Origin of the sequence: Brachybacterium sp. ACRRE, from assembly GCF_022346485.1 — a bacterium.
Classification (GTDB): domain Bacteria; phylum Actinomycetota; class Actinomycetes; order Actinomycetales; family Dermabacteraceae; genus Brachybacterium; species Brachybacterium halotolerans.
This window is the reverse complement of sequence record NZ_JAKRMO010000008.1, coordinates 1-13,401: the sequence shown is the minus strand read 5'-3', so window position 1 is coordinate 13,401 and position 13,401 is coordinate 1. Positions and strand designations below refer to the sequence as shown.

The 13,401-nt window shown below is 71.8% G+C and carries 11 protein-coding genes; 3 read left to right on the top strand and 8 right to left on the bottom strand.

The window, feature by feature from the left end; all coding sequences use genetic code 11:
• Positions 1 to 42: 42 nt before the first annotated feature.
• Entirely contained in the window at positions 43 to 969 is a 927-nt protein-coding gene (locus MHY49_RS03710) for a PD-(D/E)XK nuclease family protein (RefSeq protein ID WP_239202687.1), read from the top strand.
• Between the two features lie 46 nt (positions 970 to 1,015).
• Here the strand turns inward: MHY49_RS03710 and MHY49_RS03705 are convergent, their stop codons facing one another.
• The 3 genes from MHY49_RS03705 to glnA all read right to left on the bottom strand — a co-directional run bounded on the left by MHY49_RS03705 (position 1,016) and on the right by glnA (position 4,498).
• Positions 1,016 to 1,639, bottom strand: a complete 624-nt coding sequence (locus MHY49_RS03705) for a response regulator transcription factor (RefSeq protein ID WP_152352905.1) — start codon at positions 1,637 to 1,639, stop codon at positions 1,016 to 1,018.
• Positions 1,636 to 2,907, bottom strand: a complete 1,272-nt coding sequence (locus tag MHY49_RS03700; RefSeq protein ID WP_239202685.1) for a sensor histidine kinase — start codon at positions 2,905 to 2,907, stop codon at positions 1,636 to 1,638. The genes MHY49_RS03705 and MHY49_RS03700 overlap by 4 nt, the downstream gene beginning before the upstream one ends.
• A gap of 160 nt (positions 2,908 to 3,067) precedes the next feature.
• Positions 3,068 to 4,498, bottom strand: a complete 1,431-nt coding sequence (gene glnA, locus MHY49_RS03695) for a type I glutamate--ammonia ligase (protein WP_152352907.1) — start codon at positions 4,496 to 4,498, stop codon at positions 3,068 to 3,070.
• A gap of 328 nt (positions 4,499 to 4,826) precedes the next feature.
• Between glnA and MHY49_RS03690 the strand changes: the two genes are divergently transcribed.
• The gene (locus MHY49_RS03690; RefSeq protein ID WP_239202683.1) at positions 4,827 to 5,261 is read left to right on the top strand and encodes an RDD family protein; all 435 of its coding nucleotides are present in this window, start codon (positions 4,827 to 4,829) and stop codon (positions 5,259 to 5,261) included.
• Positions 5,262 to 5,672: 411 nt separating this feature from the next.
• Here the strand turns inward: MHY49_RS03690 and MHY49_RS03685 are convergent, their stop codons facing one another.
• From MHY49_RS03685 to lipB, 3 genes are all read right to left on the bottom strand, one after another.
• Entirely contained in the window at positions 5,673 to 6,407 is a 735-nt protein-coding gene (locus MHY49_RS03685; protein ID WP_239202681.1) for a DUF4191 domain-containing protein, read from the bottom strand.
• Positions 6,408 to 6,427: 20 nt separating this feature from the next.
• Positions 6,428 to 7,450 (bottom strand): lipoyl synthase, encoded by a 1,023-nt coding sequence (lipA, locus tag MHY49_RS03680; RefSeq protein ID WP_200500743.1) that lies wholly within the window; start codon positions 7,448 to 7,450, stop codon positions 6,428 to 6,430.
• Between the two features lie 61 nt (positions 7,451 to 7,511).
• A complete protein-coding gene (gene lipB, locus MHY49_RS03675) occupies positions 7,512 to 8,210 on the bottom strand; it encodes a lipoyl(octanoyl) transferase LipB (RefSeq protein ID WP_239202679.1) in 699 nt (232 codons plus the stop codon).
• 148 nt (positions 8,211 to 8,358) lie between these two features.
• Here lipB and MHY49_RS03670 point away from each other — a divergent pair, with 148 nt between their 5' ends.
• Positions 8,359 to 9,840 carry a hypothetical protein gene (locus MHY49_RS03670; protein ID WP_239202677.1) on the top strand — a complete coding sequence of 494 codons (1,482 nt, stop codon included), beginning with the start codon at positions 8,359 to 8,361 and terminating at the stop codon, positions 9,838 to 9,840.
• A 126-nt stretch (positions 9,841 to 9,966) separates the two neighbouring features.
• On the opposite strand, the gene sucB is transcribed toward MHY49_RS03670, so the two are convergent.
• Together sucB and lpdA are read right to left on the bottom strand one after the other, a co-directional pair.
• On the bottom strand, positions 9,967 to 11,799 hold the full coding sequence (sucB, locus tag MHY49_RS03665) for a 2-oxoglutarate dehydrogenase, E2 component, dihydrolipoamide succinyltransferase (protein ID WP_239202675.1): 1,833 nt from the start codon (positions 11,797 to 11,799) through the stop codon (positions 9,967 to 9,969).
• Between the two features lie 23 nt (positions 11,800 to 11,822).
• On the bottom strand, positions 11,823 to 13,226 hold the full coding sequence (gene lpdA, locus MHY49_RS03660) for a dihydrolipoyl dehydrogenase (protein WP_200500739.1): 1,404 nt from the start codon (positions 13,224 to 13,226) through the stop codon (positions 11,823 to 11,825).
• Between the last annotated feature and the right edge of the window lie 175 nt (positions 13,227 to 13,401).

Here is a 13,401-nt window from a genome sequence, read left to right as displayed (position 1 = left end):
CCCTGAGCAGGGCCGTCCCGTCCGTCGTCCCTCCGAGGAGCCATGACCACACCCAAGCTGAGCGAGCAGACCGCGCGCGGGCGCATGTACCGCATCGAGCCGGACGGCAAGCCGGTCTATCCCTCGATCACCACGGTCGCCGGGATGCGCGCGAAGGACCACCTGCAGGGCTGGTACGCGACCATGGCCTCCAAGCGCGCGCTGGACATGTACGCGTGGCTGGATCGCAATCCCGATCGCGCCGCCTCGGAGATCACCCGCGTCTCGCGCGATCGCTGGGGGACGCAGAAGCGCATCGCCGCGGCGGCCGAGGAGCACACCCGGATCGCCTCCGAGTTCGGCACCCTCGTGCACGCAGCCTGCGAGGACTGGGGCCGCAGCGGTGAGCGGCCGACGCCCGACCAGGTCTCCGCGATCGCCGAGGACATGCGCCGTGAGGACGGTGCCTTCGCGCGGGAGCCGAGCGCCGAGGACCTCCTGGCGCGCGCCGCGGTGCGCCTGAACGGCTACGGGAGGTTCCTCGAGGAGTTCCAGCCCGAGTTCGTCGAGGTCGAGCAGACCGTCGTGAACCACACCGTGGGCTACGCGGGCACCACGGACTGCATCGTCCGGATCGGCGGCGCGCTGCTGAGCGGCGACATCAAGACCTCGAAGAAGGTGCGCGGCGACTACGCGCTGCAGGGCGTCGCTGTCGTCAACGCCGAGGCGCTGCTCGACGAGGACGGCACCGTGCGCGAGATGCCCGAGCTCACGGGCGCCTTCATCATCCATCTCCCCGAGGCCGGCGGATACTCCGTGGTCCCGCTGAAGACGGGCCCCGAGGAGTTCGAGGCCTTCACCGCGCTGCGCCGCATCTGGGCCTTCGAGGCCGACGACTGCGTGCTCGAGACCTGCAGCCAGCCCCAGCAGCTGCTGGTCTCGCTGCTGAAGTCCAAGGGCGGGCTCGGCGGGATCGACGCGCTCGGCTGATCCGCCCGGTCTCCGGCCGACGGGGCCCTGCACCCCTGCTCAGGGCTCAGGCGTCGGGCCTGAGGATCCCGCGCGCCCGAGCCCGGGCGACAGCGTCGGTGCGGCTGCCGGCGCCGAGCTTGTCGAAGACGTGCACGAGGTGCGTCTTCACCGTGGCCTGGGACAGGAAGAGCTCGGCGGCGATCTGCGCATTCGTGCGACCGGCGGCCACCATCAGCAGCACCTCCCGCTCCCTCTCGCTGAGCGCCTCGGGACCCGTGGGGTCCAGGCGCGAGCGCACGCGCGCGTCGACGACCCGGGATCCGAGCGCGGCACGCCGCACGGCAGCAACCAGCTCCTCGGGAGCGGAGTCCTTGAGCAGATAGCCCGAGGCGCCCGCCTCCATCGCCTCGAGCACGTCCTGGTCGTTGTCGTAGGTGGTGAGGACGACGACGGCCGGTGGGTCCTCCGCTGCGCGCAGGTCGGGGATCACGGCGCTGCCCCGCAGGCTGCTCGTCGTGAACTGGAGGTCCAGGAGCACCACGTCGACGTCTCCGCGCCGGGCACGGTCGCGGGCGGCCTCGGGGGAGTCGGCCTCGGCGACCACCTGCAGGTCCTCCTGGGCGTCGAGCACCCAGACCAGACCGCGGCGCACGATCGCATGGTCGTCGACCACCAGGATCCGGATCATCGCTGCTCTCCCTCCTCGTCCGTCGTCCTCGTCTCCTCCCCGGCGGGCGGAGGCGCGCCGAGCGGCACACGGACCTGCACCGCCGTCCCCTGACCCGGGGAGCTCTCGATCGCCATGCCGCCTCCGAGCGCCCGGGCGCGCGCCCTCACCGTGCGCAGCCCGAAGCCCCCGGCGGCGTCCCCGGGGTTCTCCGTCGCCATCCCCACGCCGTCGTCGACCACGTCGAGGACCAGGTCCCCGTCCTGTGCGGAGAGCGTCGCGACGGCCCGAGCGGCGTCGGCGTGCTGGAGGACGTTGCCCAGCAGCGAGCGCAGGATCCGCTCGAGTCCGCTCGCGGTCCGCGCCGGCACGAGGGCCGACGTGCCGGGGGCGAGCTCGCAGCGGAGGGACACGTCGGGGGCGGCCTCCGCCGCGGGCGCCATCTCCGCGATCACGCCGCGCAGGCGCTCGACGAGGTCCATGCCCTCGCGCTCGTCGGTCGCGTCCTGGTCGACGAAGGAGCGGGTCTGCCGGCTCGTGAGCGCGGCGGTCCTCCGGGCCTCGCCCAGGTGCCCGAGGGCTGTGGGGGAGTCCCCGGCCTCGAGCGAGGTGCGCGAGGCGTCCAGCAGCATCTGGATGGACAGGGCCGACTGCGCGACGGTGTCGTGCAGCTCGCGGGCGATGCGGGTGCGCTCCTCGGCGCGGGCCGCGTCGCGCTGAGTGCGCGCGAGGTCCTCCTGCGCGGCGAGCAGGTCGCGCGCGAGGCGGGTCCGCTCGTCGATCTCCTCCTGGAGTGCGCGCACCGCGAGCACCACCGCGAGCGCCACGAGCGCACCGATCACCGGCCCCACGACACCGGCGACGGGGAGAGCGCCCTGCCAGGCCGCGAAGCCGCCGACGGCGATCCCCGTGACCAGGACCAGGCCCACGATGCCGCCGGTGAGCGGCAGCGCGTAGAGGACGGCGAAGTCGAGACCGAAGGCGATCCACGTCGCGTCCGGGGTGAGTGCGAGGCACGCCGCCCAGGCGAGGACCGCGGGCAGAAGGTGGCCGAGCGCGCGCCACGACCCGCGGTGGTCGGCGCCGCGCCCGGCGGCACGGCGAGCCCCGATCGAGTACACGCTCACGAGCAGGACCAGGAGCGCCAGACGGGCCAGGGCGCTCGCGGAGGGCAGATCGCCCAGGGTGCGCAGGGCGACGACCACCACGAGCAGGTAGAGGAGCACGTGCACGAGCCAGCGCAGGGCGAGCGCGTACGGGGTGCGTGAGGGCAGGGCACGCGCGGGCATGGAGCGATCGTATCCAGTGCGCGCCCCGCTCATCGCGTCCTGCCCAGCGCGCCCGGACGCGGCTCATCGCACCCGGACGTGACGAACCGGCCCCCGACGCGCGTCGCCGCAGGTCGAGGGCCGGCTCGTCAGATCTTCGTCAGATCACCGGGGAGTCGGCTCAGATGTCGTAGTAGAGCTCGAACTCGAAGGGGTGGGGACGGAAGCGGAACGGGTCGATCTCGTTCTCGCGCTTGTAGGAGATCCAGGTCTCGATGAGGTCCTGGGGGAACACGTCGCCCTCGGTGAGGTACTCGTGATCCGCCTCGAGCGCGTCCAGGGCGGCGCCGAGGGACTCGGGCAGCTGCTTGATCTGCGCGTGCTCCTCCGGGGGCAGCTCGTAGAGGTCCTTGTCGATCGGCTCCGGCGGCTCGATGCGGTTGCGGATGCCGTCCAGGCCCGCCATCAGCTGCGCGGCGAAGGAGAGGTACGGGTTCGCCGACGGGTCGGGAGCGCGGAACTCCAGGCGCTTGGCCTTCGGGGACGTGCCGGTCACCGGGATGCGGATCGCCGCGGAGCGGTTGCGCGCCGAGTAGACCATGTTCACGGGCGCCTCGAAGCCGGGCACCAGGCGCTTGAAGGAGTTCACCGTGGGGTTGGTGAACGCCACGAGCGAGGGGGCGTGCTCGATGAGGCCGCCGATGTACCAGCGGGCGAGGTCAGAGAGGCCGCCGTAGCCGCGCTCGTCGTAGAACAGCGGCTCGCCGTCCTTCCAGAGCGACTGGTGGGTGTGCATGCCCGATCCGTTGTCGCCGAACAGGGGCTTGGGCATGAAGGTGGCGGTCTTGCCGTTCTCCCAGGCCGAGTTCTTGATGACGTACTTGAACTTCATGACATCGTCGGCGGCCTTGCGCAGCGTGTCGAAGGTGTAGTTGACCTCCTGCTGGCCGGCGGTGCCCACCTCGTGGTGCGCGCGCTCGACGTTCAGGCCGACCTCGTGCAGGCGCACGACCATCTCGTCGCGCAGGTCGGCCATCTGGTCGTTGGGGGAGACCGGGAAGTACCCGCCCTTGACGCGGGTCTTGTAGCCCTGGTTGCCGCCGAAGTCCGACTCGTCGCGGTCGGAGTTCCACGAGGCCTCGTCCGAGTCGATGTGGTAGCTCGCGCCCTGCATCTCGGTCTTGAAGCGGATGTCGTCGAAGATGTAGAACTCCGCCTCCGCCGCGAAGAACGCGGTGTCGGCGATGCCCGTCGAGCGCATGTACTCCTCGGCCTTGGTGGCGACGGTGCGCGGGTCGCGCGAGTACGGCTCGTCGGTGAACGGATCGACGATCGAGAAGTTGATGACGAGCGTCTTGCGCTCGCGGAAGGGATCCACGTACGCGGTGTCGAGGTCCGGGACGAGCTTCATGTCCGACTCGTGGATCGCCTGGAAGCCGCGGATCGACGAGCCGTCGAAGAGCTGACCGGTCGCGATGGCGTCCTCGTCGAAGGTGCTCGCCGGCACGTTGAAGTGCTGCATCACACCGGGGAGGTCGCAGAAGCGGATGTCGACGAACTCGACGCCCTCCTCCTCGATGAACTTGATGGCCTCACTGGGATTGCTGAACACGTCTCCTCCATCCGCATGCTCCCGCATGCGCTGCTGAACCCCTGGGGGCGGTCACTCGGCGGCGGGGACCCGGGTCCGTCCGCCGCCCGGGGATCGCGGCGCGCCGCGACCCTGCTCCCGGAAGTCTAGGACGCCCGGATGGACGCCTCCGACGACCGACGCCGACGGGCGGCATCCTCCCGCGTCCCCGCCGAAGCCCTGCGGCGTCCCCGCCGGACGCCGACGCGGGCTCGGGAGGAGTCCTCGGATGCGGTCTGGTGGCGGCTCTCACGGCGTCCGGGGCCACCGCGAGCGGGCCGCGCGGGCGCGCCTTCAGTACCCTGGAGCGGTGATCGACCGCAAGGATCTGGGCGCCTGGCTCGAGGGCCCGCCCGTGGACGAGGAGTACGTGCCCGGATCGCGTCTCGGCCTGCCCGCCGAGGGGTCCGGATCCGTGGCCCCGTTCGGGCGCCGCGTGCTCTCCCTGCTCATCGACTGGGGGCTGTGCCTGCTCGTCTCGCAGCTCGCCGCGAAGGGCGACCCGATGGCGACGCTGGCGCTCTTCGCCGCGGAGAACATCGTGCTCATCAGCCTTTTCGGGCTCACGATCGGCCAGTTCGCGATGCGCCTGCGCGTCGCCCCCGTCTCCGGGCGGATGCCCATCCTGGTGCGCGCCGTGCTGCGCACCGCGCTGCTGCTGCTCGTCGCCCCGGGGATCATCTGGAACCGCGACCGCCAGCCCCTCCACGATGTCGCCGCGGCGACCGCCGTGGTCCGCATCTGAGGCCGTCCTCCGTAATTGAGAGCGCCCGCGGGGGAAGCCCTCGGTCGCACGATCCGTGCATGCCCCGCCGCCCGCGCCCCGGACTCGTCCCCATCCGTGACGGGCTCTCCTCGTCCTCCCGAGCGGCGCGTTTCCGAGCCCTTCCTCGAGCCTCATGATGGCCCTCTGACCTGCGGTTCCATGGAGGTCACGTTTGGGTAACGAATATTACGGAATGGTCACAGCTGCGCCCTCGGGCCCTGACGGCATGAGGTCGGAGCCCGGCGGGAGCCGGGGTCGGAATCGGCGGCAGCGGCCCCGGGCGCACATGCGAGCGCCCCCGCCGTCCGGGCCGATCGGGTCGGCAGGACGGCGAGGGCGCCGGATGCATCGTGCGCGGGGGAGGACCGGAGGATCCCTCGAGAAACGGCCTCAGCGGCCTCCGCGCATCATGGCCTTCTTGCTCACGCCGCGGGTGCGCGTGGGATCGATGCCCTTGGGGACCGCGGTGCGCAGCGAGGGCGTGAGCGCCGCGAGGCGCTTGCCCACGGCTGCCGACTCGTCCTTGGTGAGCGTCTTCTTCATGCGCGTCATGTACGAGGGGAGCTTGTGCAGCGGGGTCTGGTCCTCGCCGTCGCCCACGACGATCCGATGGATCGGGATCGGCTCGTTGTTCAGCACGCGCTTGACCCGTCGGGTCTCCTTGTCGAGCATCTTCATCGAGGGGCCGGTGCCGTCCTCGGCCACGATCGCGACGCCCGCGCGGCCCGAGGCGCGGAAGATCATCTTCTGCGAGCGCGGATCCATCTGCACCGGCTCCTCGTCGACGTTCCAGCCGCGGCGGATGGACTGCATGGCCGCGAGCGGGGCGCCGGACTGGCCCTTGATCCTGTTGAACGCGGCGGACTCCGCCTTGCGCGCGAGGATGAACATCGCGGCGAGCAGGCCCACGGCGATGCCCAGGAAGATGCCGTACCAGATCATGCCCAGGATGAGCTTGCTGAGGATCGTCAGCACGAGGATCGAGACGACCAGCGCGCCGATCATCCAGGGCAGGGTCGAGCGGTCGGCCTCCTGGGTGACCTTGAAGACCTCCACCATCTGCTTGATGCGGCCCTGCTTCTTGGGCTTCGCCGCGGTGGCGTCCGTGTCCTTGGTGCGTGCCATGGTTCTTCCTAAATGAGGTGTCAGCCCGCCTGCGCGGCAGACATGCGAGCGACCACGCTCGCCGCCTCCTGCCGGGCGGGGGTGTCCTGGTCGAGGTGCCGGAGGTTCTCGGGGATCTCGCGGCCGAGCTTCTTCATCGCCTGCGCCCACAGTCGGCCCGAGCGGTACGAGGAGCGGACCATCGGTCCCGCCATGACGCCGAGGAAACCCATGTCCTCGGCGATCTCGGACAGCTCGACGAACTCCTGGGGCTTGAGCCAGCGATCGATGGGGTGGTGCAGCTTCGAGGGACGCAGGTACTGCGTGATCGTGATGATGTCGCAGCCGGCGTCGTGCAGGCTCTGCAGGGAGTCGATGACCTCGTCGGGCGTCTCGCCCATGCCGAGGATCAGGTTCGACTTCGTGATCATGCCGGCCGACTTCGCCATCGAGAGCACCGAGAGGCTGCGCTCGTAGCGGAAGGCGGGGCGGATCTGCTTGAAGATCCGCGGCACGGTCTCGAGGTTGTGCGCGAAGACCTCGGGGCGCGCGTCGAAGACCTGCTGCAGCGCCGTGTCCGAGCCCTTGATGTCGTCGATGAGGAGCTCGACCCCGCAGCCGGGGTTCAGCGCGTGCACCTGCTTGCAGGTCTCGGCGAACAGCCCGGCGGCGCCGTCGGGCAGGTCATCGCGGGCCACGCCCGTGATCGTCGAGTAGCGCAGGCCCATCTCCTTGACGGACTCGGCGACCTTGAAGGGCTCCATCGGATCCAGCGGATCGGGCTTGCCGGTCGCGATGTCGCAGAAGTCGCAGCGCCTCGTGCAGCGATCACCTCCGATGAGGAACGAGGCCTCGCGGTCCTCCCAGCACTCGAAGATGTTGGGGCAGCCCGCCTCCTCGCACACGGTGTGCAGGCCGCGGCCGTGCACCCGCTTCTTCATGGCGGTGTACTCCGGGCCCATCACGGCGCGGGTCTTGATCCACTCGGGCTTGCGCTCGATGGGGGTCTCGGCATTGCGAGCCTCGACGCGGAGCATTCGGCGTCCCTCGGGAGCGATCGTCACGCGTTCCTCCTCCGTTCGCGGTGTCGGTTCAGTCTAGTGGCGCACGCGCCGTGCGGCCGCGTCAGCGTGAGCGCGGCGACGTGCGCTCCGCCACGAGATCGGTCATGGCGGCCTCGGCGACGTCGATGACCTCGGCGACCGGCACCCTCCGGCCGAGCTCCGCACTCAGGCTCGTCACGCCGGCGTCGTCGATCCCGCAGGGGATGACGTTCTCGGCCCAGGTGAGGTCGTTCGCGCAGTTCAGGGCGAAGCCGTGCATCGTGGTGCGCTTGGAGACGCGCATGCCGATGGCCGCGAGCTTGCGGTCCTCCTCGCCCTCGCGCACCACCCAGACGCCGCTGCGGCCCTCGACCGGCTCCGTCTCGAGAGAGAAGGCGGACGCCACGCCGATGAGGGCCTGCTCGAGCGCCCTCACGAAGCCGACGACGTCGATCGGCGCGGGGAGCGTGACGATCGGGTATCCGACGAGCTGCTGGGGCCCGTGCCAGGTGATCTTGCCGCCGCGATCGATGTCGACCACGGGGGCGCCGTCGCGGGGGCGCTCGTTCTCGGCGGTGAGCTTGCCTGCGGTGAAGACGCTCTGGTGCTCGAGCAGGATCAGCGAGTTCGGCCGACGGCCGGCGACGACGTCGGCGTGGACCTGCCTCTGCACGTCCCAGGCGGCGTGGTACTCGACGGGGCCCGGCGGGAGCCCGAACTCCTCGTGCCGGTCCCCTCCGGGGAGGTCTTCGCTGAAACCGAGGCGGATGACGTCGAGCACGCCCTCCAGCCTACCGCCGCCGGCCCCGGCAGACCGACGCGTCCAGGGCTCCCTCCGCACGGGCGTCGAGGCGCGCGGTTCCGGCCCGCTGCCTGCGGATTGTGGATGACGAGGAGGGGACCACCGGATGCAGGTGTTCACTGTGCCCATGACTGCGCATGAGGAGCCCGCGACCGGAGGCGAGGAGCCGGCCGAGTCCGTGCTGGCCGTCGTCTCCTCGCACGGCGACCAGGAGGTGCTGCTGGTCGAGCGGGACGGGCGGCGCATGTGCCGGGTGCGCGCCACGACGCGCGAGGAGAGGACGCGTCTGCGGGACGTCGCACGCCTTCTGGCCGCTCTCGGTGGGGACGGGGCACGGGCGGCTCCGCGTCTGCTCGGCGAGGACGCGGCCGGGCTGCTCCTGGAGCCGCACGCTCCGCTGCGGCTCGGCGGAGGACGGCGCCGGGCCCAGCCGGAGGAGGCGACACCGCCCACGCTCGAGCGCCATGCGCTGCACGATGCGCGCGAGGATCTCGAGGCCCTCGTGAGCGCTCTGCACGCGCGCGGCTGGGTCGTCGGCCTCGCGCCCGGCGCAGGACTGGGGGCGAGGCCCGACGGCACGGTGGTGATCTCGGATCTCCGATCCCTCCGATCGGACGGATCGGTGGGCGCCCGGATGCAGGATCAGCACTGGCTCGATTCGGTGCTCGAGGACCAGGGGCGCACGCTGCGCCGGCGGCTCGACACGCTTCCGGGACTCCCGTCGGCGCCGACGCCGGGGGAGGCCGCCTCCGCTGCGCCGGCTCCCTCCTCTCCGCCGGTCCCGCTCGCCGCCCCGCCCCCTGCGTGGTCCGAGGGGTGGCGGGCGCGCCTCGCGCGCGGCACGGACCCGACGGAGGCGCTCGCGTCCGACGAGGGGATCCTCGGCGCCGAGGCCCTCGAGCATGCGCCTCGGAGGCCCTCCGCGAGATCCGCACGAGGACGGCGTCCCGCACGCGGACGGGGCGGACCCACGCGCCATCGGGGCCCGCGCTGGTCGGTCCCGCGACTCCCTCGTCGCGGCATGGTGCTGGCGGCCGCGGCCACTGTGCTCGTGCTCGGTGGCGGCGCGGCTGCAGTCGGAGCCGCACTGGTGCACCGCGAGGATCCGGTGCCGGTCGGGTCCGCTGCGCCGTCGGAGACCCCGGCACCGTCCGACGCGGCGCCCTCGGACACGGCGTCATCCGACACGGCGTCGTCCCCCTCCGCGGACGCACCCGCCGCGGCGTCGGCCGTGATCGAGGACCCCAGGGCCCTCGTGCAGGAGCTCGCGCTCGGCCGCCACCACTACGTGACGGGACGGACGGAGACGACCGTGTGCGCCCAGGGCAGTCCCGCCGCCGCGCAGGACGATGCCCTCCGCGACGCCTACCAGGACGTCGAGGTCGAGGGAGAAGGACCGGTGGTGACGAGCGCGCAGATCGAGCAGCTCGACGAGCAGGGCGGGACCGCCCGCGTCCGCGCCGCGCTCGACCAGGGCGAGCTGCGGCTCACCACGAGCGACGGCGCGGTCGTGGTCCGCCCCGCGGCGGGGGAGCAGGAGGTCCTCCTCGACCTCGTCCGCGAGGACGGCATCTGGCGGGTCCGCGCCGCGAGCGCCGTCGAGGCGTAGCCCCGGAGGACCGCCCCGAGGGAGGGGCAGGGTGCCCCGGACGCACGGGAGCCCGGCACCGATCACGGTGCCGGGCTCCCGCGGTGCGGATCCGCTGCGGCGGGTCAGCCGGAGCGGATCAGACCGTCACAGGCCGAGCTCGGAGCCGAAGGCCCCGCCCTCGAGGCGCTGCTTCATGAAGGTCAGGAAGCGCGCGGCGTCCCCGCCGTCGACCAGGCGGTGGTCGTAGGAGAGGAACAGGTACATCATCGAGCGGACGGCGATCACCTCGTCGCCCTCCTCAGTGGTGATCACCGCGGGGCGCTTGACGATGGTGCCGCAGCCCAGGATGCCGACCTGCGGGTTCGGCACGATCGGGGTGTCGAACAGGGCGCCGCCGGAGCCGGTGTTCGTGATCGTGAAGGTCGCGCCCTGCAGATCGTCCGGGCCGAGCTTGTTGCCCTTGGCCTTCGCGCCGAGCTCGCCGATCTGGCGGGCGAGGCCCGCGAGGTTCAGGTCGCCGGCGTTCTTGATGACCGGGACCACGAGTCCGCGATCGGTGTCCGCGGCCATGCCGATGTTCTCGGAGCCGTGGTACTTGATGACGTCACCGTCGATCTCCGCGTTCAGCTTCGGGTACGTCTTCAGCGCCTCGACGGCCGCCTGCATGATGAAGGGCAGGAAGGTCAGCTTGGCGCCCTCGCGCTGGGCGAAGGAGTCCTTGGCCTGCGTGCGCAGCTTCGCGATGCGGGTCATGTCGACCTCGACCGCCGTGGTCAGCTGCGCCTGCGTCTGCAGGGACTCGACCATCCGCGAGGCGACGATCTTGCGCAGGCGCGACATCTTCTCCTCGGTGCCGCGCAGCGGGGAGACCTCGACCTTGGGAGCCTGACCGGACGGAGCCGCCGACGCCGGAGCAGCGGCGGGCGCCGCGGCCGGGGCGGAGGCCGCCTTCTGCGCATCGATCGCCTTCTGGACGTCCTGCTTGCGGATGCGGCCGCCCAGACCGGAGCCGGTCACGGTCGACAGGTCGACGCCGGCATCGGCCGCCATCTTCCGCACGAGGGGCGTCACGTACCCGGAGGCCTCGGCACCGGAGACGGCATCAGCGGCCTTCGGAGCCGGGCTCGAGGACGCGGCGGGCGCGGCGGCGGGTGCCGGAGCGGGCTCGGAAGCCTTCTCCGCGGGCTTCGACTCCGCCGTCTCCGCGGGCTTCGGCTCGGCCTTCTCCGCCGGCTTCTCCTCGGCCTTCGGAGCCGGCTCCTCCTGGGGAGCGGCTGCCGGGGCGGCCGGGGCGGAGGAGGCGCCGGAGGAGTCGCCGATGACGGCGATCACGGAGCCGACCTCGGCGTCCTCGTCCTCCTGGACGCGGATCTCGAGCAGCGTGCCGCCGACGGGCGAGGGGATCTCGGTGTCGACCTTGTCGGTCGAGACCTCGAGCAGCGGCTCGTCCTCGTCGACGCTGTCGCCGACCGCCTTGAGCCAGCGGGTCACCGTGCCCTCGGTGACAGACTCGCCGAGCGCGGGCATGGAGACCTCGGTGCCGCTCGCGGAGCCGCCGGCCGGGGCCTGATCCGCCGACCCCTCGTCCTGCGAGGACTCGGAGTCACCGGAGGAGGCGGGCTGCTCGGAGGCGGACTGCTCGGTCGAGGGGGCGGCGGTCTCGTCGGAGGCGAGGTCCTCGCCGCCGTCCTGCGACGCGTCCTCGCTCGCACCCGAGTCCCCGGAGTCCCCGGAGCCCGAGCCGTCGCCGATCAGGACGAGATCGGCGCCGACCTCGGCGTCCTCGTCCTCCTCGACCAGGATCTTCTCGATGGTCCCGGCGACGGGGGAGGGGATCTCGGTGTCGACCTTGTCGGTCGAGACCTCGAGCAGGGGCTCGTCGACCTCGACGGTGTCACCGACGGACTTGAGCCACCGGGTGACGGTGCCCTCGGTGACGGACTCGCCGAGTGCCGGCATCTTCACGGTTTCGGACATGTTCTTCTCCTCCTGGGGGCGGCTCAGGCGTGGGCGTGCAGAGGCTTGCCGGCGAGCGCGAGATGCGCCTCGCCCAGGGCCTCGTTCTGCGTCGGGTGGGCGTGGATGAGGGAGGCGACGTCCTCGGGGTAGGCCTCCCAGTTGACGATGAGCTGCGCCTCACCGATCTGCTCGGACATGTTGGTGCCGATCATGTGGACGCCCACGACCGGGCCGTCCTTCTCCCGGACGAGCTTGACGAAGCCCGTGGTGCCCAGGATCTGGGACTTGCCGTTGCCGCCGAGGCCGTACTCGTAGGTCTCGACGCCCTCGTCGCCGAACTGCTCCTTGGCCTGCTTCTCGGTGAGGCCGACGGACCCCAGCTGCGGCTCGCAGTAGGTCACGCGCGGGATGCCGGACTCGATGATCGGGGCGGGGTTCAGGCCGGCGATGCGCTCGGCCACGAAGATGCCCTGCTGGAAGCCGCGGTGGGCGAGCTGGAGGCCGGGCACGATGTCGCCGACGGCGTAGACGCCGGGGACGTTCGTCTCGAGAGTCTCCTTGTTCGCGAGCACGAAGCCGCGGTCCATCTCGATTCCCTGCTCCTCGTAGCCGAGGTCCTTGGTGCTGGGGCCGCGGCCGACGGCCACCAGGAGGTAGTCGCCCTCGTAGACGGTGCCGTCCGCCAGGGACACCTTCACGCCGGTGTCGGTCTGCTCGCACTTCTCGAAGAAGATGCCGAGGGAGAAGGCGATGCCGCGCTTCTTGAAGGCGCGCTCGAGGGCCTTGGAGAGCGACTCGTCCTCGTTCGCCGCGAGGTGGGGGAGGCCCTCCACGATCGTCACGGACTCGGCCCCGAGGGACTTCCACACCGAGGCGAACTCGACGCCGATCACGCCGCCGCCCAGGATGATGGGGTTCTTCGGGATCTCAGGCAGCTGCAGCGCCGCCTCGGAGTCCAGCACGCGGCCGCCGAGCTCGAGGCCGGGCAGCGACTTCGAGTAGGACCCGGAGGCGAGCACGATGTTCTCGCCGGTCAGGGTGCGGGTGCCGTTCTCGGTCTCGACCGTGATGGTCTTCGGGCCGGTGAGACGGCCGAAGCCCTCGACGTACTCGACCTTGCGGCTCTTCACGAGGCCCTGGAGGCCCTTGTACAGGCGGCCGATGACCTTGTCCTTGAAGCCGAGCATCTGCGGGACGTCCACGCCCTTGACGTCGATGTCGAGGCCGAAGGTGCCGCCCTCCTTGGCGTTGTCGGCGACCTCGCCGACGTGCAGGAGGGCCTTGGTGGGCACGCAGCCGCGGTGCAGGCAGGTGCCGCCGAGCTTGTCCTTCTCGACGAGCGCGACGCTCTTGCCGAGCTCCGCGCCGCGCAGCGCGGCCGCGTAGCCGCCGCTGCCGCCTCCGAGGATGACGATGTCGAACTGGTCAGTGGGTGATTCCGTCACCGGTGAGCTCCCTCGGGTCGTCCCCAACCCCCCGGCGCCGGGCGCGTCGGGGGGGCCGCGGGGGCGCCCCGGGGCGGCCGCCCGGCGCCCCCCCCCCCCCCGCCGCGGCCCGGCGGGGGGCGGCGGGCCCCCCCCCCCCCCCCCCCCCCCCCCCCCCCCCCCCCCACGCCTCTTC